Genomic DNA, 23,465 nt, shown 5'->3' with positions numbered 1-23,465 from the left:
TAATTACATTTATCAAGCATCGCTTTTTCCAGTGTAGGGGAGGGAGGTATTGGCAAAAAGGTAGTGAAGAAATAAGACAGGAACCCGGTTTATTCAGTGGGCCTGTTATTTATGTGGTTGACGTAGAATTTCCTCTGATAAAACAAATAAACCCTACACAGGATAAATATTATGTCAATGAATAAAACTGCCAACCCCTGGTATATAGGGGTGGTGTCAGGGATGGCATCTTATATTGATTCCGCTGCCATTATATCTAATGGCACTGCACTGGTTATCTATCAAAAAACGATTGGTACAACCTCAACCGAGATAGGTATTCTCTCGGGGTTGCTCACATTATGTATTGCCCTCGGCGCGTTTACGGGGGGGCGGTTGGGCGATCGAGTAGGCCGTCGTAAAGTGTTTATTATTACCATGGCGATGATCATAGTCGGAACACTGTTGTTAGCGTTCGGGCTGTCATTTATCACCTTGTTAATGGGCACGCTACTGATTGGTTTGGCAACAGGCGCAGATTTGCCGGTTTCACTGGCCACTATCTCTGAAGCGGCATCCGACAAAAACCGCGGCAAAATTATCGCCTTCTCCAATTTACTCTGGACCGTCGGGATCGGCGTCACCATGGGCATTGGCGCGGTTGTTGGGGAATGGGGCCGGGTCGGCGCGCAAATCATGTATATGCATGTTGGCCTGGTCGCGCTGATATTGCTTATTCTGCGTTGGTTTATTCCAGAATCCCCTCTGTGGCTTGTTGCACGCGATGAACTGCGTCGCGGCGTTGCTACCGTGCGGGCTCAAAAATCATCCTTTAAAGATCTCCTGCAGGGGAAATACCTCTGGCCATTTTTGACCCTATGCGTTTTTTACACTTTCACCAACCTTGCAGCTAATACCGGCGGGCAATTCGGCACCTATGTCGCCGTGAATGTGGTGGGCATCTCTGTCAGTACTAACTCGCTATGGAATTTGCTGATCATGCCCGTAGGCATGGCATCCGGCATTCTGTTTATGCGCATTGTTGATACCTCAAAACGTATGCCGTTCTTTATTCTGGGCGCGGTGATGCTAACGGGCGGCTATGCGCTACCGATGCTTTTCAACTTTGCTCCTGCGGCCTGGTTCGGCTGCATGTTTTTGACCAATATGGGCAATGGCCTGGCGTTTGAAGGCATCATGAAAGTCTGGTCCCAGGAGTCCTTTCCGACCATGTTGCGCTCGACCGCTCAGGGGATCATTGTTGCCGTCGCACGACTCTCCTGCGGTGTGCTCGCCTTTATCACTCCCGTACTTCTCGATGCCGGCCCGATGGTGCTCTACGCCATGCTCACCTCTACGGTAGGAGTCGGCCTGTTTCTGGCCTGGCTCTGCTTTCGCGGCAAACAACGCAATGAATTTGACGCCGAAGCCAACATGGTGGCGTCCAGTAATGACGATCCAAAGCTGAACAACCGATTTGTAGGTGAAAATTAACAGGAGCATTAACATGTTAGCAATTCAAAACGTCACGCTAAACTATGCGTCCGCACTGTACGGCGTCGAGTCCATGCCGGTTGTCGGCTGGGTCATTAGCAGCGATAAAAAGGGTGTCGAACAGACTCACTGGCAATTACAGGTCAGCGCTGATGCGGCATTTACATCCCTTATTTTCGACAGCGGAACCGTTGCCAGCGATACATCGCAAAATATTACGCTGAGTGGAATCGAACTCGATCATTCAACACGTTATTACGTCAGAGTAAAAATCAGCGATAACCATGGTCAACACAGCGACTGGAGCGATGCTGCACACTTTATAAGTGGCCTGCCTGCGCCGAAATGGCAGGCGGAATTTATTAGCGCTGAGGGGCCAGAGGAGCAAGCCTCTTCAAAAGGCTCATTGCTCAGAAACACTTTTGCGATTACGGATGCTGATGAAGTCGCCTCGGTTATCGTTCACGCAAGTGCTCTGGGCCTCTACAAACTGTATGTGAATGGCCAGAAAGTGGGGGAGGATGAGCTCGCCCCCGGCTGGACCAGCTATCACCACCACCTCCTTTACCAGACCTATGATTTAACCGATCTTGTCTGCGCAGGTGATAATGCTATTGCCGCGAGCATCGGTGCGGGCTGGTACAAAGGCGATATGAGCTTTAATCGCTATCGTAATTATTATGGCGAACGTACCGCCTTTATCTGCCAGATCGTGGTCAATTATCAAGACGGACGGCAGGTGCTTTACGGCACAGATACAGCATGGCGTGGTGCGGACTCCCCGGTACTTTTTTCTGAAATCTACGACGGCGAAATCTACGACGCGCGGCTGGAAATGCCGGGATGGAACCGCGTGGATTGCGACCTTTCCTCCTGGCGTGATGTAACCGTTATTCCGGCAGACAAAAAGGTTTTACGCGCGCAGGGGGCCAGTACGGTTCAGGCCATCGAAACGCTCACTCCGCGGGCGCTCATTACCACGCCGCAGGGCGAGCGGGTTATCGATTTTGGTCAGAACCTCACGGGCTGGGTCGCGTTTCGCGTTAGCGGTAAGGCGGGAGACAAAGTCATCTTGCGCCATTTTGAAGTGCTGGATGCTGACGGGAATGTCTATCTCGCAAACCTTCGCTCTGCGAAGCAGCGTGTCGAATACATTCTCCGTGGCGATGAAACGGAGACTTACCATCCTAACTTTACTTTCCAGGGTTTCCGCTACGTTAGCGTAGAGGCATGGCCCGGCGAAATCGTCCTGGACGATATTAAGGCGGTGGTGGTGCATTCACAGATGGAGCGCACCGGGGAATTCTTCTGCTCAAATCCGGACCTCAATCAACTCCATCACAATATCCTGTGGGGGCTTAAAGGAAACTTTGTCGATGTACCGACAGACTGCCCGCAGCGGGACGAGAGACTGGGCTGGACTGGGGATGCGCAAATCTTCTGCCGTACCGCGAGCTATCTCATGCAGACGCGAAATTTCTTCGCCAAATGGCTAACGGATTTGCACTATGACCAGACCCCGGAAGGGGGGGTACCACATGTGGTACCAGACATTCTCACCGATCGTTGCGATAACGACCGTTTTCTCTCGGATGGTTGCACCCACTCTGCGGCGGCGTGGGCAGATGCGGCAGTGATCAATCCCTGGACGTTGTATCTGATGTATGGCGACAAAGAGACGCTGCGTAACCAGTACTCCAGCATGAAAGCGTGGATTGATTTTATGCGTGCCCATGCCGTGGACAATAAGTGGTCTTATAAGTTGCAGTTTGGCGATTGGGTGGCGCTGGATGCCAAAGAGGGCAGTTATTTTGGTGCCACGCCCAACGATTTAACCTGCATGGCCTATTACAGTTGGTCGACGCTGCTCTTTGCCAAAGCGGCAAAAGTGCTTGGGCATGAGGACGATTACGAAACCTACTTCGCGCTGCACCGCGATATTGTAAACAGTTTCCAGCAGGAGTTCTTTACCCCCACCGGGCGGTTAGCGGCCCGGACGCAAACTGCGCACATTCTGGCGTTGCATTTTGATCTGGTACCGGAGCAGTTCCGTGAGCGCACCGTCAATACCCTGGTGGAGTTGCTGGCTGAACAGGATGGGCATCTTGTGACTGGTTTCGTCGGCACCCCCTATTTCTGCCATGCCCTGAGCAACAATGGTCGTGCAAAAGAGGCCTGGCAACTGCTGTTGAAGGACGATTTCCCGTCCTGGCTGTATCAGGTCAAAGCGGGGGCCACAACCATCTGGGAGCATTGGGATGGTATTAAGCCAGATGGAACCATGTGGAGTCCGGATATGAACTCATTCAACCACTATGCCTATGGTGCGATTGGTGAGTGGTTATATCGCGCCGTGGCAGGGATTGATGTTGATGAGGCAGAGCCCGGCTTTAAACATACGCGCATTCAGCCGGTGGTCGGCGGCGATCTTGAGTGGGTGAATGCCCGCTACCGTTCTGGTTATGGTGATATTGCTGTTAACTGGCAGGTTGAGGCTTCGGGTGATCAACAGCAGCATGTGGTCTTAAGTGTTATTGTGCCACATAACACCCATGCAACCGTTATTCTGCCAGCGGAAAGTCATATTGTTGATGCAGATAATATCGCCTTCACACTCCGGGATAATACCTGTCAGGCCAATATTGGATCGGGTAAATATCGTTTTGAGTATCGCTTTTAATAACGTCTAAGTCGTTACGTTATCAATAACGCCGGAATATCAGATGCGTTAATGCGGGTCTGATATTTTGGGCGTACTTACGCCATAAAAAAGAAAATACCTTTTACCCTACGTAATGGACAATATAATGAAAAAGACACTTATCGCCCTCTCATTAGGGATGGCACTGGCTGCGCCTGCGGCCTGGGCGCAAACAACGACGCTGGAGCAGCGTATGCAGCTCCTTGAACAACGTTTACTGGCAGCCGAAACGCGGGCGCAGAAGGCGGAAAGTGAGATACGCCAGTTAAAACAGACGCAGCAACCTGTTTCGCAAGCGGCGCCGCCAGACACACCCGCTATAGCCGTTGTCAGTGCGACGCCTTCAGAAGAGAGCAAAAATAATGTGGCGGCCCCCACGTTGAAACTCAGCGGATTCGGCGATCTGAAACTCTATGGCGATGTCGAATTTAATATGGATGCCGAAAGTCGCAAAGGCTCGCTAATTAGTGACAGGGATAATGATAATGAAAAATGGGATATTAATGGTCGTATTTTACTGGGCATCGATGGTTATCGGAATCTGAATAACGGCCATTTTGCCGGATTTACTGCCCAACCGCTGGCCGATATGACGGGTTCGATGAATCTGGATGACGCTGCCTTTTTCTTCGGTAGAGAAAATGACTGGAAAATTAAAATCGGTCGATTTGAAGCCTTTGATATGTTCCCGCTCAATCAGGATACCTTTGTCGAGCACTCGGGCGATACGGCGAACGATCTTTATGATGATGGCCACGGTTATATCTACATGATGAAAGAGGCACGTGGACGTTCGGATTCCGGCGGTAACTTCCTGCTCAGTAAACAGCTGGATAACTGGTATTTCGAACTGAACACACTGATAGAAAATGGCAGTTCGCTCTTTGTTGATTCGACCTATCATGGTCGGGAACTGGTCAATGACAAAAACGTGGTGTATTTACGTCCGGTGATCTCCTGGACCCAGGATGCCTTAAGTCTCTCTGCGGCTATGGAGTCCAATGTCGTCAATAACGCTTACGGGTACTACGACCAGCAGGGCAAGTGGGTCGATCAATCGCAGCGTAACGGCTATGGCGCGGTCATGACATGGAACGGGCTTAAAAATGACCCTGAGAATGGTGTCGTCCTGAACCTGAGTACCGCCTACCTGGATGCGTCGGGCGAGAAAGATTTTTCTACCGGGATCAATGCGCTCTGGAAACGCTTTGAGCTCGGTTATATCTACGCTCACAATAAAATTGAACAGTTCGATCAAAACTCGCTGGTCGGCTGTGAAGATGATTGCTGGATAACGGATACGGGCACGTATGATATTCACACTCTTCATGCCTCTTATCAGATACCCAATATTATGGATATGAAGAACTTCAACATCTATTTGGGTACTTACTGGTCATGGCTGAATGAGAAGGGTGGGAACGAGGAGGCTCAGGACCGGTACGGCGCGCGCGTTCGCTTTAAATATTTCTTCTGACTGGCCGTCTTCTCACACAAGAGCCTGCAACAGGCTCTTGTGTGATACTTCCGTAAAATTAGTGCTTAGTGAAGGAATACAGGACAACCAATAGGTCGCGTTGGTTTTTGTTATCGCAGCGTGGGGGTATAAATCCCGGGCGCGGAATGCGTTACATCATCGCGATGCTGCCTACAAAACATGGTTAATTAACAGGCCCGCCCGCATAACAAAAAAGGCGCCATCAGCGCCTTATTCATCACCCGCATTCAGAGCCTCAGCGGCTTTTCCCCGCAATCACCCCAATAAACTCCACCACCTGCTTCTGCTTGCGTTTCGACAGCTTACACGCCTCGCGCACCGCCAGTTCGAACTCCGACATCTCTTCCCGCGCCGTCAGCACAATGCAGCCCTGCATCACTTTCGCATCCACTTTGGTGCCAGTACCAAACCCAGCCTCTTCAAGCCACTGGCCCTTTATTGTCAGCGCCGGCAGGTGAAGATGATCGGGGTAACGACTCGCATAGCCCACGGTAAAGTGGCGGCTCATTGCATCAAACACTTCTGGATCAAAACAATCTGCAATACAATCTGGCTTAGTCATGATTACTATTCCCTTAAATAGTGATTGTGATTAGCGGTGCGGGTATGTTGGCGCATATCCGCATCGCGTAAATAACAGCACCTGTAAATCTACCCAGTAACAAAAATAAAATCCACTTGAATATAAAACGTAATAAGTATAATTTTAGATGCTTTCGGAATGCTTATTTGGATGGGTGGTGAAATATTTGATTAATAAATATCTTGCCGCGTGTACTGAACGGAAACTTATCGTTGAGGAACTGGCGGAGCGTGCAGTTGCATCATGATGGCTTGTTTATCATGCAGAAGAAGAGGGTATGGGGAGTGCAATTGGCGCAGTATTTGAATTGGTCACTATTGTCGGTATTCCAATTTTTACGCCTAAACAGACTTTTCAGTTATGGTCTCAGCTATCTGAGGCGGTATAATGCGACCCTGTTCTTTGAGCCTGAACCGCCTCTGGTTAGAGGCGTTATTTTACCTGCTCTGTGGGGGATTTTCTCGATACCCGCGCGGCATGGTATTATGAGCCGCATATCATTAAAAGATATACAATTTCTACTGCAACCCTATCAATAACTAAGGACAAGATTGGCGATGGTGTATTTTAATTATGTAGTTGAACATATCGAACAGATAGCAAAATTGCTGGCATATATAATTTTACCTTGTGCTGTTTTTACCAATTTTATCAAAAGACTCTACTTTAATTATAGATTTAAGCCTCCTAAAAAAACCCTTAAGCTCATTATGTATCTCAAAAAGTATGATAACTATCTGGAGGAGGATGATAAAACTTATATAAATTATCTCATCAATGATGAAATTATACGTGATGCAGCGAAAATCCCAACGGCATTTAACAGGAAAGAACTTATTTATATCGCGAATAGGTTAGAGAAGAAAGGATATATTAAGCAGCTTTATAAGCTTCAGAATTATATAGAGCAAAAGAATGGGCATTATTACATCAAAGCTAAGTTTTATGACGTTGGGTGGTTTCTAAGTAGGGGCTTGTCATTATTGATGGGAATTCTTTTCTTTATTTTCATTATGCTGGGTGTAATGTCCATAATTAATGATAAATCTGGGTGGGCTCATCTTATACTGCTGTTTTTAGCGATGTTTATGGAATTCTTCGGGTTATGGATGTTTGAAACTTTTCCTACAAAAAAGACTATTGATCAGATCAATATTGAATTGGAAAAAATTGAGGTGCTTGAATAAATTTGCTGATTTATAACAGAGGTTATCTGTAAATTAGATTCAGATGTAATATTACTTCATATCATATATCACTTAGGCCAATAAAACCATGCTCCAGGCCCTAAACCATCTTACCCTCGCCGTCAACCATCTCCCCACCAGCATCGCCTTCTGGCGCGATCTTCTCGGCCTGCGCCTGCATGCCAAATGGGATACCGGGGCGTATCTCACCTGCGGCGATCTCTGGCTCTGCCTCTCTTACGATGACGCGCGTCAGTATGTTCCGCCGCAGAACAGCGACTATACCCACTATGCCTTCTCCGTCGCGTCGGAGCACTTCGACACGCTGGTACAAATGCTTACCGCCGCCAACGTCACCGTCTGGAAAGACAACAAAAGCGAAGGGGCGTCGTTCTATTTTCTTGACCCGGACGGGCACAAGCTGGAACTGCACGTCGGCGATCTCGCCGCGCGGCTGGCGGCGTGTCGGGAGAGGCCCTATGCGGGCATGATCTTTACTGCAGACGACAACTAACGCGAGCTGGAGGCGCGCACCTTCAGCCTGCCTGCCAGCGTCACGTGGGTGGCGGCATCTTCCTGATTACACAAATACTCCACCGCCAGTCGCCCCAGCTCGCTGTAGGGTAGCTGGATGCTGGTGAGGGGCGGGGACATCTGCTCGGAAATCTTCTGATCGTCGTAGCCTGCCAGCAGAATATCATCCGGGATCTTCACCCCGGCGCCAGCCAGGGCCTGATAACAGCCAATCGCCAGCCAGTCGCTGGCGCAGAAGATAGCGTCCGGACGTTCTTCCTGCCCAATTAACGACGCGGTAGCGGTAAACGACTCGCTAAACTGCCAGTTGGTCTGACGCACCAGGCGCTCATCGCACGCTAACCCGGCCTGCTGTAAGGCTGCCTGATACCCTGCCAGACGCTGGCGCGACGCCTCCATCCAGCTCTCACCGGTAATGTGGGCAATGCGCGTTGCGCCGCAGGCAATCAGGTGTTTGGTGATCTGAAAAGCGTTGGCATAGTCATCCGGAATAAACGAGGGCAGCAGCGGCGAGCCAGGATCGCGCTGGTTCAGCAACACCAGCGGAATGCGCGAGCACGCCTCAAACGCCGCCATATCCACCAGCGTCGTCACCGGGGAGGCGAGGATCACCCCCACGCAGTTGCGCTTCTCCAGCTGGCGGATAATGTTCAGCGCCAGCTCCACGTCGTCGCCGTAGTCATACACGGTGAGCAGCGCTTCGTTGCGCCACGCCGCTTCCCGCGCCTGGCTAATGGCATCGATAAAGGGATCGTAACTCTGCAGGGAGCTAACCAGCAGGGCAATCTCTTCCTGGTTGCGCGGAGCATGGATGGCGGGCAGGCGGTCGTAACCCAGTTCGGTCGCCACGCCAATCACCCGCTGGCGGGTCTCGTCGCTAAGCTTAATGTTGCGAGACTGGTTAAGCACCAGCGATACCGTCGCCTGCGACACCCCGGCCGCCCGCGCAATATCGTTCATCGTGACTTTATTTTTCCGCTTCATCCGTTCTCTCCCTCTCCCGACACCGCATCATACCCTACCTGCCCACCTTAGCGCTGTCGATCACGTTTCTTCCTGATGCCGCAACGATCTTTGTGATTACCGTCGCTTTTTTGGCATGGCGATTTGCTCATTTTTGCCGCTACTAATATTTATTAGCTAAATATTATCAGCAGGAGGAACAGCGATGAAACAGCAATGGAGCAAGGAACAGGCGCAGGCGTGGTATCAGCAGCAGGGATGGCTGTGTGGGTTTAACTATCTCCCTTCTACGGCGGTGAACTGGACCGATATCTGGCAGGAAGAGACCTTCGACCCGGAGACCATCGACCGGGAGCTGGGCTGGGCGGGGGAGGCGGGCTATAACACGCTGCGTATCAATCTGCCGTTTATCGTCTGGGAGCACGATCGCGACGGGCTGATGGCGCGTATCGACCGTTTTCTGACGATCGCCGATCGCCGTGGCTTTAGTACCATGCTCACGCTAATGGACGACTGCGGCTTCTCGGGGGATGAGCCCTATCTGGGGCCGCAAAAAGCGCCGGTGCCAGGTAAGCACAACAGCCAGGCGGCGGCGAGCCCCGGCCGGGATAAAGTCTGCGATCGCGACTGTTGGCCGCAGATTGAGCGTTATATCCGCGATGTTGTTCGCCAGTTCCGCAAAGATAAGCGCGTGCTGCTGTGGGATCTCTATAACGAGCCGGGTAACCGGGGCATCTTCGCCACCGGCACCGAAGAGGTGTTATACGACGAAAAACTGGAAACCTGCGCCCATGAGTTGATGAAGCTGGCGTTCCAGTGGGTGCGGGAAGAGGATCCCGTCCAGCCGCTGACCGTCTGTGCCTGGCGTCTGCCGGCGGAAGAGGCGGGGGAGACCTTCTATCAACATCCACTGGATCAAACTGCGCTGGATCTGTCGGACGTGGTGAGCTATCACGCCTACACGAACACCGCCCGCATGACGGCCATTATCCAGCAGTTGCAGACGCTGGGTCGCCCGATCTTCTGCACCGAATGGCTGGCCCGGCACGTGGGCGGCACCATCGAAGAGCAGCTACCGCTCATGTACATGGCGAAGGTTGCCCCGTATCAGTGGGGGCTAGTGCGCGGCAAGACCCAGACCTGGCTGCCGTGGCCGGTGGTGATGACCAGCTCCACTGACTACTGCCGCCTGTGGTTCCACGACGTGTTCGAAGAGAACGGCATCCCCTTCTCCCGCACGGAAATCGCCCTGATCCAAAAGCTCCGTCACATTGCCCCGCAGCCGCGGGCATAAAAATAACGACCCGGCGCTGCGGCGCCGGGCAGCAAGGTACGCACTATGGCAACGACAATGAAAATACCGTCTCGCGAGTTGTGGTCTTATTTTGGCTATGGTTTAGGTCAGTGTTTTAGTTTTGGTTTAGTGGGTTCATTTATTAACTACTTTTATACCGACGTGCTGGGGATCTCGGCCCTGGCGGCCAGTACCATCTTCTTAATTGCCCGTGCGTGGGATGCGGTTCACGATCCGCTGTTTGCCAGCATAATGGACACCATTAACACCCGGTTCGGTAAGTTTCGTCACTTTTTACTGCTTGCCCCGCTGTTGATCACCGGCGTCACGCTGCTGTCGTTCTATAAAATCGAAGCGGACATGACCACCAAAATCCTCTACGCCGGGGTCACTTACATCCTGTGGGGAACGTTATACGCCATCTCCGATATCCCGTTCTGGTCGATGTCGTCGGTGATGACCAACGACTCCGGTCAGCGTACCCGCGCGGTCACGGCGGCGATGCTGGGCGTTAACGCCGGTATCGCCTGCGCCAATATCTTCTTCCCAAAGCTGACGGCCTTCTTCGCCCAGTACAGCAATGACAAAGGCTACTTTATGGCGGCGCTGGTGATGATGCTGGTGGGCCTGCCGCTGATGCTGAACGGCTTTATGCAGATTAAAGAGCGCGTGCCGCCCAGCCCGGAAAAGGTGACGATGCGCGACACCTTCCACAACCTGCGCCAGAATAAGCCGCTATTTATTATCCTGCTGTCGTTCTTCTTCTGCGTGTTTCATAACGTCGCCAACGGCATCTACATCTACTTCTTCATTTACAACATGGGCGACGGCGGCCTGCAGATGGCGATAGGCGTGATGGGGATCGTGGCGGCGGTGGTGTGCCTGGTTGCCCCGATGCTGACCCGCAAAATGCAGAAACGGAAGCTGTTTATGATCCTCTGCGGGCTGGATATCGCGGTGCGCGTGGTGATGTGGTTTGCGGGTTATCACCACACGGCGCTGCTCTTTATCCTGCTGGGCCTGAGCACGCTGTTCGTGATGATGAGCAATATCCTCACCTCGTCGATGATTGCCGATACCATCGAGTACGCCGAGTACCACACCAACAAGCGCTGCGCGGCCATCACCTTCTCCGGGCAGACCTTCACCGGCAAGATGTCGGTGGCGGTGGGGGGCGGGCTGATTGGCGTGTTCCTGACGATCATCGGCTATGTGCCGCAGGCGCAGGCCCAGAGCGACAGCGTGCTCACCGGGCTGTTCTTCGGTATCTGTCTGCTGCCCGCCATCGGCTCGCTGATCCGCCTGGCGGTCATGTCGCGCTTCACCTTTACGGAAGAGAAGCACGCGGAGATCTGCCGCCTGCTGGCGGAGCGCCGCAACTCCGGCGACAAGGGGCCGCTGGAGACGCCAGCGCCGGTCAACTGATCTCACCCGACGCCTGCCCTGCGGGCGTCCTTTTTCCCATGTTTCACTATATGAAACATTTTTTCCGCCCCTTCTTTGATGCTCTTCACGCTCCCGCACCCGCCGCTCGCCAGCCTCTCTGCTTTCTCTACACTCAGCCCATTCATAACAAACACAACACACACCTTGCCTGACACCGGGAGGTTACATGGCTAACACCGATTCTGAATACGCGGGTGGTTACGCGTCTGCCGGGCCGCGCGCACCCGCCCAGAGCAGAACCAAAATGATGCTCTCGGCGGGCATTGGGCATTTTATTGAGTGGTTCGACTTCGGCCTTTACGGCACCCTGGCGGCGATTATCGCCAGCAACTTCTTCGCCAGCGGCGATCCGGTTATCGCTCTGCTGAAATCCTTCGCCGTTTTTGGCTCCGGCTTTCTGATGCGTCCGCTCGGCGGGCTCTTCTTTGGCTCGATGGGCGACCGGCTCGGGCGGCGCAAGGTGCTGGTGACGGTGATCGTCATTACCTCATGCTCGACCTTTGTGATGGGGATTTTGCCCACCTGGCATCAGGTCGGTATTCTCGCCCCGGTGCTGCTGGTGCTCACCCGCCTGGTGCAGGGCTTTGCCGCCGGGGGCGAAAGCTCCGGCGTCATCACCTACCTGGCAGAGAGCGCCAAACCCAACCGTCGCGCCACGCTTACCTGCTGGAGCGAAAACTTCAGCTTTATGGCCTTTGTCTGCGGCTCGGGGCTGGTGCTGATCCTCACCCACACCCTGGGCGAAACGGCCATGAACGAGTGGGGCTGGCGCATTCCGTTTCTGCTGGCCGCCCCGCTGGGGTTAGGCGGGCTCTATATGCGCCGCAATATGGCCGACTCGGCGGAGTTTCATAAGCTCAAGGCCACCGGCAAGCTGGAAAAATCGCCCCTGCGTAAATCACTCTCGACCTCCTCGCGCGCTTTGCTCTTCTGCACCGGCTTCGTGGTGGTGAAAGCGGTCAGCAGCTGGGTGCTGCAATCCTTTATGCCGGGCTATCTCTCCACCCATTTGCACTACAGCAAAACCGACGCCTACCTCATCACCACGCTGGGGTTGCTTAGCGTGGCGGTCTGTATGCCGATTACCGGCTATCTATCGGATCTCTGGGGGCGGCGGCCGATGATGTTACTGGGCTGCGGCGGCTTTATTTTGCTCACCTGGCCGGCGATGCTGGTGATGAGCCAGGGCTCGGTGGGCACCTCCATTGCCGCCATGAGCATGCTGGGGGTCTTTGTTGCCATGTTTAACGGCGGCTGCGGCGCGGCAATGGTCGAACTCTTCCCCACCGCCATTCGCTACGGCAGCATCGCCATCGCCTACAACCTCACCGTGGCGGTGTTCGGCGGGGTCACGCCGCTGGCCTCTGCCAGCCTGATCTCGTTAACCGGCGATCCGCTCTCACCCGCGTGGTATGTGATGTTCGCCGCGCTGATCTCCTTCATTGCCGTGTGGCTGGCGAAAGAGACCGCCGGCAAAGTGCTGGATTAACCTCACCCGGAGTTGTCATGAAGATCCAAAATGTTGAATGTTTTCCACTGAAGATCACCCCCGCGCAGGCCTATCTGGGGGGCAGCGCCGAGGGGCACGCCAGCGATTACTACTATCGCCCGGAGTACCGCTGCGTCTACTCGCGCAAAATGGAGACCTGTCTGGTCAAAATCACCACCGAAGAGGGCTGCGTCGGCTGGGGCGAGGCGCTGGCGCCGGTGGTGCCGCAGGTGATCGCCGAGCTGATCACCCAGCTCTTCGCCCCACTGCTGAAGGGGCAATCCCCCTTCGCAAGCGGGGTGCTGAACTCCCGCATGTACGATGCCATGCGCGATCGCGGCCATATCACCGGCTACCACATTGATGCCCTGGCCGCCGTGGATATCGCCCTCTGGGATCTGAAAGGCAAGCTACTCGGGCTGCCGGTCTGGCAACTGCTGGGCGGCGCGTACCGCGACACCATTCCCTGTTACGTGTCGGGGCTGCCGGAGCCGGATCTGCCCGCGCGCTGCGCGCTGGCGAAACGCTGGCAGGAGAAGGGCTTTAACGCGGTGAAGCTGGCGCTGGGCTACGGCGTGCGGGAAGACATCGCCAACGTGCGGGCGATCCGCGAAACCCTGGGGGCAGAGGCGCAGATCTTCCTCGATGCCCACTGGAACTACAGCGTGGCCGAGGCCGCCGAATTGGCCGGGGCGCTGCGTGAATTTGGCGTCGGTTTTCTCGAGGCGCCCTTGTTACCGGAGGACGTGGCCGGACACCGGGAGCTGCGGGCCAAAAGCCCGGTGGCGATTGCGCTGGGCGAAACCGAGCGTACCCGCTACCAGTTCAAACCCTTTATCGAGCAGCGCGCCGCCGACATCCTCCAGCCGGACGTGGGCCGCACCGGTATTAGCGAACTGATGCACATCGCCTCGCTGGCAGAGACCTGGAACCTGAAGGTCGCTCCGCATCTCAGCGTGGGCCTGGCGCCGTGCATCGCCGCCTCGCTGCACGTCGCGGCCGCTATCCCCAATCTTTACATGCTGGAGTATCAACCTCTGGTCTTTGAGATTGCCAACCAACTGCTTACCACGCCGCTGCGCTGCCAGCAGGGGGCGTATCAGCTACCGCAGGGGCCGGGGCTGGGTATCGACATCAATGAAACCGCCGTCAGGGAGGCGACATGTTAAAAGGCAACGTACCGATTCTGGCCACTGCGTTTGATGCGCAGGGCAACGTGGATTTCACTTCGATGGAGCGGCTGGTGAAATTCCTGCTGCAACAGGGCATCGATGGGCTGGCGCTGTTTGGCAACGCCTCCGAGGGCTATGCCCTGACCCAGGACGAAAAAGAGGCGCTGTTCGCCTGCGTGAAAAATCTCACCGGCGATCTGCCGCTGGTGGCCGCCGCCGGGGGCGCCGCTGCGGCGGTCGCTATCGAAGAGATTACGCGGGTGCAGCGCTGGGGGGCGCAGGTGGCAATGGTTAACCCGCCTGCCGTCGTCAAGCCCGGTCCCGAGGAGATTGTCCATTTCTACCGGGATATCTGTGAGGCCTGCGACATCGACATCATGATCCAGGACGCGCCGCTGATGACCGGGGTGAACATCCCGGTGCCAACCCTTGTGACGCTCTGCCAGTCGTTTGCCGCCATCAAGTACATCAAGGTGGAGCAACCGCCCACCACGCTGAAAATCACCGCCCTGAAGCAGGCGCTGGGAGACAGCGTCGGGCTGTTCGGCGGCCTGAACGCCGGTTTTCTCTATGAAGAGCTGCGGCGCGGAGTGATCGGCACCATGCCCGCCTGTGAATTCCCGGAGGTCATCAATATGATTTTGCAGGCCTGGCAGCACGACCCGCGTGAAGCGCAGTCGCTCTTCTACCGCTATCTGCCTTTCCTGCGCTATGGCGTGCAGCCGGGGATTGGCGTGGCTATTCATAAAACCGTGCTCTACCGGGCAGGGATTTTCTCCACTGACGTGGTACGTGAACCGGCCAAAGGGCTGGATGCGGTCACCCGGGATGAGCTCCAGGATCTCACCGACGCGCTGCCGCTGGCCGTCTTTGGAGCGCGGGTATGAACTACATCGCCGTCGACTGGGGTACCAGCAACTTTCGGGCCATCAGCGTGCGTGATGGCAAGGTGATCCGCACGGTGCAGGCGAGTTGCGGCGTGGCGACCTGCGAGCGCGCCGCGCTGCCCGCGATTTTGCGCCAGCAATTACAGCGGCTGGAGGAGGCCTGGGATCCGCATCTGCCGGTGCTGCTGTGCGGCATGATCGGCAGTAACATCGGTATTGCCGATGCGGGCTACATGACGTTGCCGCTCAGCTTTGGCGATCTGCTGGGCAAGGGGCGCGAGTTACCCGGCATCCTGAGCAATCCGCTCACCCTGCGGCCCGGCATTAGCGATCCCCGGGTGAACGAAATCTGCCGTGGCGAAGAGATGCAGTTGGCCGGGGGCATTGTCCTGACGGATGCCAGCACCTTTGCCGCCGTGGGCACCCACAGCAAATGGATGACCCTCAACCGCCAGCAGCAGCAGGTGACGGGCCTGCGTACCCTGATGACCGGCGAGCTCTATCACCTGGTCCTGAACCAGTCGGTGGTGGGCAAAGGGCTGCCGACGCAGATAACCTCCGCCACCGCCTTCAGCGAGGGGGTGGCCGTGGCGCAGACGATTGAGGCCGGGCAGGCGGAGCTGGCCAGCGAGCTGTTCCGCTGCCGGGGGCGTTACATTCTGGGCGAGCTTGATCCGGCCTTCGCCGCCAGCTGGCTCTCCGGCCTGCTGATTAGTCATGAGATCCTGTGCGGTCATCCGGTCACCCAGCCTGTCTGCTTTATCGGGAGTTCCGCTTTGCTACCTCTCTACCAACAGGCGTGCGAGCAGACCGGACTCCCCTGTACCACGCTGGCAGCCGAAACCGCGCTAATCGCCGGGCTGAACGAGGTATTTCGTCATGATGGCTGAGGCGCGCATTATTGCCATTTTGCGCGGCATAACCCCTGCGGAGTGCGTGGAGCAGGTGGCCTGCCTGCGCGATCACGGCATCTCCACCATTGAAATCACCACCAATTCGCCGGAGTGGGTCACCAGCCTGCAACGGCTGGACGAGGCCTTTGGCGACGAGGTCACGGTGGGGGCGGGCACGGTGTTAACCCCTGAGCATGTGAATATCTGCGCCGCCGCCGGGGCGAAATTTATCCTCACCCCGAACCTCGATCTGCGGGTGATTGGTGCGGCCAAACGCCATGGACTTGCTGTATGCGCCGGGGTGATGACCCCCAGCGAGATCTTCACCGCCTGCGAGGCGGGAGCCGACGTGCTGAAAATTTTCCCGGCCAGCGCCGTGCCGGAAAACTATCCGCAGATGATCAAGGGGCCGCTATCGTTGCCGGTGCGCTTTTCAGCGGTAGGGGGTGTGGACATGGACAATGCGGCCGCCTACCTGCGTTATTACGACAGCGTGGGGATCGGCAGCGCGCTCTACCGGCCGGGGCAGCCGGTCACCACCACGGCCGCGCGCTGTGCGCGATGGCTAGAGAGCAGGCCGTGAGGCGCCGCTGATTTTACGCGCGGCGGAGATCAGAAAATGGCGTAGTTTGTCGATATCCAGCTTATCGCCCTGAATGTTGGACAGGGCGATGGCGGCCTGCATACCCGGAATAATGCAGGCCATCCGGTAATCCGTTTCATTGAAGGTTTTACCAAATACCTGATGCCGCCGGGCCTCTTCGATGTCGCGTTTCAGCAACTGATAGTCATGCACCCCAAGACGCGCCACAATCTCTTCATCACTCATCGCCGACAGCAGCTTGATGCCAATGACCGAGTCATGCACCGGATAGGATTCATAGTTTCCGATAGCGCGGGCAATGCTTTTTCCCCCGCGGGTATGGATGAGATAGACCACGTTTTTACCGCTTAACACGCCCACCACAATCGACACCGAATGGCTGCCGGTCTCCTCCAGCATCTCCAGCACGGCGGTGTAAAACGCAGAATTATGGATCGCATTCGCCGAAAGCCGGTGGATGCCCATCCCCAGGCTGTACTTGCGTCGGGCATCCTGCTGCACCATCTCCAGCGCCAGCAGGGTCTGCATCAGGCGGGAGATCTTTGCCGGATCCAGATCCAGCGCGCGGCCAATTTCGCGAATGCCAAACGCACGGTTGCCCGTCGCCAGCAGATTCAGACAACGGAATGCGTCAAAGACGGTGCTGTTCATGTCACCTTCCGGGGAAACTTTTCAAAGCGTTAAGTGTAAGGGGGGCGGGGCGGGAAGCCTGGCGTCGGGTGCGATAAGTGTGAGGGCGGCAGGAAAAAAAAGAACCGGATCCCGGTCAGCACTTACAGCAACCCTGAGCAATGGGATGTCCCTCATTCTCCGTTTAGTGCCGCTATTGTTCTGTACGCCACGCCCCAGAACGAAAACATCATTTTCTTTCCCCTTGAAAGGATCAACGGTCCGTATATGTCGTTACTGCCCTTCTTTAATCGTTTTCGTTTCGGGCGAGGGGCAGCCTGTCACCATATTTTTTATTTGTGATGGCTATATTACGTAGAAATGAAATCGCTTCCGAGAAGGAACTCTAGTTTAACCACTATATTCAGGGCCGGGTTAAAATCCTAATCATCAAGTCTGGCATAGACAAAGATAAATTAGCCTGAGTACCATCAGATTTTTACGCTTATAAGGACATTTATCGTGAGCTCAAGGGAAGATATAAGGGATGATGCTGTGAGTGCATTGGTTTATAAAAATGTGCTTACTCCCTGGGTTGATTTTATCTCTGATATCGTCAATGCACTGACAGAAAATAATACAGCATTCGGCTAAGCAGGAACTGAATAATGCTCTCCATTTTTGCGAAGTTCTTTATGAGTGCATCTTTTACAGCATTAATTTTATGCGGGCTATTTGTCTACCTCATCGCATCGAGTATAAATACGGCGACTGTTTATAAAGAAACCGAGCGTTATAATTATTACTCTCTCACCTACAAGGAAATTAAAAACGCACCGAGAATTTCTCAACATTATTATTTCGAATCTCAACCCGGCGACGGAAACGCACCATCAAATGCTATTATATTTAAACAGGCTACTTATCCCGAACCGCTTCGAGCCTACCTGGGAAGTTTAGGGTATGTCAGAGAGCAGCGCAGGCTGCGTGGAATGGAAGTGTGGTGCCAGCCGAACAAAGAGGGCAAACATCGCTTTTATTTGTACGTTAATAAGCAGGCTAAAGAAGTGACACTAACCTCTATAAAAGACCACTCCCCATGTTCCACGCCTGCAGCCACCTGACCTTCGCTGTCAGCTACCTGATGGCAAACATCATCTTAAGGCGCGGGTAATTTGCCCGGCAGCGCTGCGCTTGCACGGGCCGACAAAATCGCCTGGCCGGGATCGCTCAGCATCACCCGGCCTCAACAAATTTACAGTGACTGCACAAACGCCAGCAGATCTTCGTTCAGCTGGTCCTGATGGGTCAGGGCAAAGCCGTGCGGGGCGTTGTCATACACTTTCAGCTGGGCATTGCTAATCAGTTCTGCCGCCACTTTACCGGTGGTATCGAACGGCACGATCTGGTCGTTGCTGCCGTGGATCACCAGCGTAGGCACGTCGACTTTCGCCATATCAGCGCGGAAGTCAGTCTCGCCGAAAGCGGTCACGCAATCGATGGTGCCTTTCAGGGAGGCCAGCAGCGCAATGTTCAGCGTCTGGGTCAGGGCGCCCTGAGAGACGGTCTGCCCGGCGTTAGTGCCGTAGAACGGGGTGGCGAAGTCGCTGATAAACTGAGCGCGATCTTTACGCAGTCCGTCGCGAATACCGTCGAATACTGACTGATCCACACCCTGTGGGTAAGAGTCCGATTTACCGAAGATCGGCGTAACGGCACCCAGCAGCGCCAGTCCGGCCACGCGGTCGGTGCCGTAAGTGCCGATATAACGACTCACGTCGCCGCCGCCCATTGAGAAGCCCACCAGCGTCACGTCGCGCAGATCCAGCGCGGTGATCAGGTCGTTGATATCCGATGCAAAGGTATCGTAATCGTAACCTGTCCACGGCTGATCCGAACGGCCAAAGCCGCGGCGGTCAAAGGCGATGGCGCGATAGCCACGCTCGGCCAGATAGTTCAGTTGGCTGTCCCACATATCCGCATCCAGCGGCCAGCCGTGGCTGAACAGAATCGGTTTACCCGCGCCCCAGTCCTTGTAGTAAATCTGCGTGCCATCTTTCGCTTTAATCGTCGCCATAGTCTTATCCTCACGTGTGGTTGTTTTTTTTATACCGGCGCCACCAGGTAGCGGGTCGCCGGAGGGGTATCGCCCTGATGGAAAGCCAGTACACGGCTTTGCAGCAGGTGGTCGTTCATGGTGTGGCGCTCCTGCAGGCGCAGGTGTTCAACCCAGGAGCCCAGCAGCCAGGTCTCGATATAGAGGCCCGGTCGGTCGATATCCTCATACACGGCCCAGCTCATGGCGCCCGCGCGGCGGCGCACCCGGCGCAGCTCGTGGACCGCCTGCAGGAAATCGCTTACCGCTTCAGGATCGATCTGGTATTCACAGGAGACCAGCACCGGGCCGCGTTCGTTGGGAATACGTTCCCGCGCGTCGTCGGCAATCAGGCCGCTGGTATCGAGGTTCAGGTTCGGATCTTTCTCCAGCTTCCAGCGCAACACCGTGGCGCTCGCCAGCAGCATGCCGATTGTCGCCACGCAGAGTGACGTGGCGGTGTTGGTGTGCGAAGCAATCTGTCCCCAGATGGCGCTGCCTGCGGTCATCGAGCCGAAGAACACCGTCAGATAGACCGCCAGCGCCCGGGCTTTTACCCAGCGGGCGGCGCTGCGCTGCGCGCCCAGGTTCAGGGTCGAAAGCACGGCAATCCACGCAAAGCCGGTGAAAAACTCAAACAGGTTCAGCAGCCAGAAGTGGCGCACAAAGGCCAGCGCCAGCATGGTGAGGGCGAAGACCAGGCTTGCCGCCACCATCAGCCGATCGGCGTTCAGACGCTGGCGCAGGCGCGGCAACAGCACCGCCCCGGCAATCGCCCCCAGCCCGATGCAGGCCAGCATAATGCCGTACCCCGCCGGGCCGAGGCCCAGCTCCCGGCGTGCCACCAGCGGCAGCAGCGCCCAGCCCGCGCTGGCAAAGACGAAGAAGGCCACGGTGCGGATCAGTACGTTACGCAGCACCGGAGCGGCATGGACATAGCGCACCCCGGCGCGCACCGCCGAGAAAAAGTGCTCCGGTGGCAGACGCTGCACGCTGGCGGCAGGCTTCCAGCGCCACAGTACCCAGGCCACCCCCAGCACCGACAGGGCGTTAAGCAGAAATACCATCCACGGCCCGGCCAGCGAGAGCAAAAAGCCCCCCAGCGCCGGGCCAATGGCGCGACTGATGTTCACCCCCAGCGAGTTAAGCGCAATGGCCGGGCCCAGCTCGGCCTTGCTCACCAGATCCGGTACTACCGCCTGGAACGGCGGTGAACTCATGGCGCTGCCGACGCTCAGCAGAAACGCCGCCACCAGCAGCACGGTCGGCGTCACCTGGCCGGTAAACGACAGCACCGTCAGCCCCGCCGCCGCGATAAACACCCACAGCTGCGAAAAGAGCAGGTATTTACGCCGGTCGACGATATCGGCCATCACCCCGGAGGGGAGGGCGAAGAGGAACATCGGCAGGCTGCTCGCCGCCTGCACCAGCGCGATATCCAGCGGATCGGCGCTCAGCGTCAGCATGCTCCAGTTGACCCCCACGTCGCTCATCCATGAGCCGACGTTCGATACCACCGTGGCGATCCACAGCATGCGGAAGACCCGCTGGTGCAGTGGCTGCCAGGTGGAGATCGTCGGGGCAGGCGGATGCTCAATGTGCGCGTCGGTCACCTGCGTCATGCGAACCTCTCGCTCACGCGCGGGCGGAGCCGCCAGCCGCCAGGGCCGGTGATCGCCAGCGTGGTGAAGATGATCAGCAGCAGCCAGCCGAACTGCCCCTCGGCAATCGACCAGCCCGGATGCACCACCAGCATCGCCACCAGCAGCACGGCGATAATCGGCAGGCAGGCCAGGCGCGTCGCCACGCCGAACAGGATCAGGATTGGGCAGATTACTTCCGCTACGATCGCCGGGATCAGGCTGAAATAGGGCCCAAAGCCAAAGGGATCTTCAATACGCGTCAGCTCTTCGCTGAAGTGCAACACTTTCGGCAGGCCGTGAACATAGAGCAACAGCAGGCTACCGGTGATGCGCAGGAAGAACAGCCCCAGGTCTAACCGGGGCAGGGTGTCTGTTTTTGAATTGATCATGATTAAAACGCGAAGCAGCTGCAGCCCAGCGCCCCCCAGAATGCGTTATCGTCGGCCACCGGCATCTCTGCCGTGCGGGCAAAATCATGGGCGTGGTTGTGCACGCCGCACGGGCCGCTGCAGTGGTGCACAGCGCTCATTCCTACACGGGCCGCCTGCGGCGGCGCGGAGCGGTAGTGACCCGGCACCTTCACCACCGGTGACCACTCTGGCAAGACCGGGATAGCCGGCGGAGCCAGTGGGCCGAAGCTACCTGCGGCATAGACGATATTGCCATCCACCACCGTCAGCACCGACTCAATGCCCTTGATCTCCTCTTCCGGGACGCGGAAGAAGTCTTTGCTCAGCACCGCCAGGTCGGCGAGCTGGCCTGCTTTGATCTGGCCTTTTTGGTTCTGCTCGTTCGAGAACCATGCGCTGCCCTGGGTCCAGAGCATCAGGGCGGTGTCGCGATCGAGGCGGGCGCTGTGATCGTACATCTGCATGCCGCCAACGGTACGGCCAGAGACCAGCCAGTAGAGCGCGGTCCACGGGTTGTAGCTCGCCACGCGGGTGGCGTCGGTGCCCAGGCCCACCGGTACGCCGGTCTCCAGCATACGGGTCACCGGCGGGGTGTGGCGCACCGCTTCCATACCGTAACGCTCGGCAAAATACTCACCCTGGAAGGCCATACGGTGCTGCACGGCGATGCCGCCACCCAGCGCTTTGATACGATCGATGTTGCGCTGGGTCACCGTCTCGGCGTGGTCAAAGAACCAGTGCAGGCCATCGAACGGGATCTCGCGGTTCACCTTCTCAAAGACATCCAGCATACGGCTGATGGACTCGTCGTAGGTGGCGTGCAGGCGGAATGGCCAGCGGTGTTCGACCAGGTGACGCACCACGCGCTCCAGTTCGTCTTCCATGCCGGGGGCCAGATCCGGGCGCGGTTCGAGGAAATCTTCGAAATCCGCCGCCGAGAAGACCAGCATCTCCCCCGCGCCGTTATGGCGGAAGAAGTCAGTGCCCTGGCCCGGCTTGAGCATATCGGTCCATTTCTCAAAGTCTTCCAGCTCGTGGCCCGGACGCTGGGTAAAGAGGTTGTAGGCGATACGGATCGTCATCTGCTTTTTCTCGTGCAGCTCGGCGATCACCTCGTAGTCTTCCGGGTAATTCTGGAAACCGCCGCCCGCATCGATGGCGCTGGTCAGCCCCAGACGGTTGAGCTCGCGCATAAACTGGCGGGTGGAGTTCACCTGCTGATCCAGCGGCAGTTTTGGTCCTTTGGCCAGCGTGGCGTACAAAATCATGGCGTTCGGACGGGCAATCAGCATCCCGGTCGGGTTGCCGTTGGCGTCGCGCTGGATCTCACCCCCCGGCGGATTCGGGGTATCTTTGGTGTAGCCCACCACCTTCAGCGCCGCGCGGTTGAGCAGGGCGCGGTCGTACAGGTGCAGGATAAAGACCGGGGTATCCGGCGCAGCCTCGTTGATCTCATCCAGGGTCGGCATCCGGCGCTCGGCAAACTGGAACTCGCTCCAGCCGCCCACCACGCGCACCCACTGAGGCGACGGCGTGCGCAGGGCCTGCTCTTTTAACATCCGCAGGGCATCTGCCAGCGAGGGCACCCCCTCCCAGCGCAGCTCGAGGTTATAGTTCAGGCCACCGCGAATCAGGTGCAGGTGAGAATCGTTCAGGCCGGGAATGGCGGTGTGGCCCTTCAGATCGACCACTTTGGTGGCGTCGTCGTGGTACTGCATCACCTCGGCAACGGTTCCCACTTCAAGGAATTTACCGTCGCGGATAGCGACCGCTTCGGCAAGGGGGTTTTCACGATCGACGGTATGAAACTGACCATTGACCAGAATCAAATCTGCTTTAGCAGAGGAAATCATAACGGCTCCTGACTGAGAGAGGAAATATCAGGATTATTGGAACCAGTTACTGAAAAAAACCAGTTATACAATGGGATAGGTATACCAAAGTATAACTATACCCGCGTATAGCTATACGAAAGGGTAGTTAT

At 56.2% G+C, this 23,465-nt stretch carries 20 protein-coding genes; 13 read left to right on the top strand and 7 right to left on the bottom strand.

Going from position 1 to position 23,465, the window contains the following annotated elements; genetic code table 11:
- Positions 1-171 precede the first annotated feature (171 nt).
- From WFN75_RS13985 to WFN75_RS13975, 3 genes are all read left to right on the top strand, one after another.
- Positions 172-1,473 (top strand): MFS transporter, encoded by a 1,302-nt coding sequence (locus WFN75_RS13985; protein ID WP_040077377.1) that lies wholly within the window; start codon positions 172-174, stop codon positions 1,471-1,473.
- 13 nt (positions 1,474-1,486) lie between these two features.
- Complete coding sequence (locus WFN75_RS13980) at positions 1,487-4,153, top strand: family 78 glycoside hydrolase catalytic domain (RefSeq protein ID WP_336996357.1); 2,667 nt, start codon at positions 1,487-1,489, stop codon at positions 4,151-4,153.
- A 127-nt stretch (positions 4,154-4,280) separates the two neighbouring features.
- The gene (locus WFN75_RS13975; protein WP_336996356.1) at positions 4,281-5,651 is read left to right on the top strand and encodes a carbohydrate porin; all 1,371 of its coding nucleotides are present in this window, start codon (positions 4,281-4,283) and stop codon (positions 5,649-5,651) included.
- Positions 5,652-5,907: 256 nt separating this feature from the next.
- Here the strand turns inward: WFN75_RS13975 and symE are convergent, their stop codons facing one another.
- Positions 5,908-6,234, bottom strand: a complete 327-nt coding sequence (gene symE / locus WFN75_RS13970) for an endoribonuclease SymE (protein ID WP_336996355.1) — start codon at positions 6,232-6,234, stop codon at positions 5,908-5,910.
- Between the two features lie 572 nt (positions 6,235-6,806).
- Here symE and WFN75_RS13965 point away from each other — a divergent pair.
- Entirely contained in the window at positions 6,807-7,442 is a 636-nt protein-coding gene (locus WFN75_RS13965; RefSeq protein ID WP_336996354.1) for a hypothetical protein, read from the top strand.
- 88 nt (positions 7,443-7,530) lie between these two features.
- Positions 7,531-7,956 (top strand): FosA family fosfomycin resistance glutathione transferase, encoded by a 426-nt coding sequence (locus WFN75_RS13960; RefSeq protein WP_336996353.1) that lies wholly within the window; start codon positions 7,531-7,533, stop codon positions 7,954-7,956.
- Here WFN75_RS13960 and WFN75_RS13955 read toward each other — a convergent pair.
- Positions 7,953-8,960: a LacI family DNA-binding transcriptional regulator gene (locus WFN75_RS13955; RefSeq protein WP_336996352.1), complete on the bottom strand. Its 1,008-nt coding sequence runs from the start codon at positions 8,958-8,960 to the stop codon at positions 7,953-7,955. The two genes, WFN75_RS13960 and WFN75_RS13955, sit on opposite strands and share 4 nt — an antisense overlap.
- Before the next feature lie 184 nt (positions 8,961-9,144).
- Here WFN75_RS13955 and WFN75_RS13950 point away from each other — a divergent pair, with 184 nt between their 5' ends.
- The 7 genes from WFN75_RS13950 (at position 9,145) to WFN75_RS13920 (ending at position 16,703) form a co-directional block, all read left to right on the top strand.
- Positions 9,145-10,233 carry a cellulase family glycosylhydrolase gene (locus WFN75_RS13950; RefSeq protein WP_336996351.1) on the top strand — a complete coding sequence of 363 codons (1,089 nt, stop codon included), beginning with the start codon at positions 9,145-9,147 and terminating at the stop codon, positions 10,231-10,233.
- Between the two features lie 45 nt (positions 10,234-10,278).
- Entirely contained in the window at positions 10,279-11,658 is a 1,380-nt protein-coding gene (locus tag WFN75_RS13945) for an MFS transporter (protein ID WP_336996350.1), read from the top strand.
- A 268-nt stretch (positions 11,659-11,926) separates the two neighbouring features.
- Positions 11,927-13,168, top strand: a complete 1,242-nt coding sequence (locus WFN75_RS13940) for an MFS transporter (protein WP_442913311.1) — start codon at positions 11,927-11,929, stop codon at positions 13,166-13,168.
- Positions 13,169-13,185: 17 nt separating this feature from the next.
- Complete coding sequence (locus WFN75_RS13935) at positions 13,186-14,337, top strand: mandelate racemase/muconate lactonizing enzyme family protein (protein WP_336996349.1); 1,152 nt, start codon at positions 13,186-13,188, stop codon at positions 14,335-14,337.
- The gene (locus WFN75_RS13930) at positions 14,331-15,227 is read left to right on the top strand and encodes a dihydrodipicolinate synthase family protein (protein ID WP_336996348.1); all 897 of its coding nucleotides are present in this window, start codon (positions 14,331-14,333) and stop codon (positions 15,225-15,227) included. The genes WFN75_RS13935 and WFN75_RS13930 overlap by 7 nt, the downstream gene beginning before the upstream one ends.
- A complete protein-coding gene (locus WFN75_RS13925; RefSeq protein WP_336996347.1) occupies positions 15,224-16,117 on the top strand; it encodes a 2-dehydro-3-deoxygalactonokinase in 894 nt (297 codons plus the stop codon). Before WFN75_RS13930 ends, WFN75_RS13925 begins: the two co-directional genes overlap by 4 nt.
- Positions 16,107-16,703, top strand: coding sequence for a 2-dehydro-3-deoxyphosphogluconate aldolase (locus tag WFN75_RS13920; protein ID WP_336996346.1), 597 nt, complete (start codon positions 16,107-16,109; stop codon positions 16,701-16,703). The genes WFN75_RS13925 and WFN75_RS13920 overlap by 11 nt, the downstream gene beginning before the upstream one ends.
- On the opposite strand, the gene WFN75_RS13915 is transcribed toward WFN75_RS13920, so the two are convergent.
- Entirely contained in the window at positions 16,686-17,375 is a 690-nt protein-coding gene (locus WFN75_RS13915) for a helix-turn-helix domain-containing protein (protein WP_212478291.1), read from the bottom strand. The genes WFN75_RS13920 and WFN75_RS13915 overlap by 18 nt on opposite strands.
- A gap of 626 nt (positions 17,376-18,001) precedes the next feature.
- On the opposite strand from WFN75_RS13915, the gene WFN75_RS13910 reads away from it, so the two are divergent.
- Positions 18,002-18,457: a hypothetical protein gene (locus tag WFN75_RS13910; protein ID WP_336996345.1), complete on the top strand. Its 456-nt coding sequence runs from the start codon at positions 18,002-18,004 to the stop codon at positions 18,455-18,457.
- A 131-nt stretch (positions 18,458-18,588) separates the two neighbouring features.
- On the opposite strand, the gene WFN75_RS13905 is transcribed toward WFN75_RS13910, so the two are convergent.
- Genes WFN75_RS13905 through WFN75_RS13890 form a run of 4 tightly spaced genes read right to left on the bottom strand, consistent with a single transcriptional unit; the run spans position 18,589 to position 23,334 of the window.
- Positions 18,589-19,410: an alpha/beta fold hydrolase gene (locus tag WFN75_RS13905; protein ID WP_040077361.1), complete on the bottom strand. Its 822-nt coding sequence runs from the start codon at positions 19,408-19,410 to the stop codon at positions 18,589-18,591.
- A gap of 29 nt (positions 19,411-19,439) precedes the next feature.
- Entirely contained in the window at positions 19,440-21,050 is a 1,611-nt protein-coding gene (locus WFN75_RS13900; RefSeq protein WP_046886466.1) for an MFS transporter, read from the bottom strand.
- Positions 21,047-21,460, bottom strand: a complete 414-nt coding sequence (locus WFN75_RS13895) for a DoxX family protein (RefSeq protein ID WP_040077359.1) — start codon at positions 21,458-21,460, stop codon at positions 21,047-21,049. The genes WFN75_RS13900 and WFN75_RS13895 overlap by 4 nt, the downstream gene beginning before the upstream one ends.
- A 2-nt stretch (positions 21,461-21,462) precedes the next feature.
- The gene (locus tag WFN75_RS13890; protein WP_336996344.1) at positions 21,463-23,334 is read right to left on the bottom strand and encodes an amidohydrolase; all 1,872 of its coding nucleotides are present in this window, start codon (positions 23,332-23,334) and stop codon (positions 21,463-21,465) included.
- Between the last annotated feature and the right edge of the window lie 131 nt (positions 23,335-23,465).

This window comes from Leclercia sp. UBA7405 (genome assembly GCF_037152215.1).
GTDB lineage: Bacteria > Pseudomonadota > Gammaproteobacteria > Enterobacterales > Enterobacteriaceae > Enterobacter > Enterobacter pneumoniae.
This window is presented reverse-complemented; position numbering and strand designations above follow the sequence as displayed.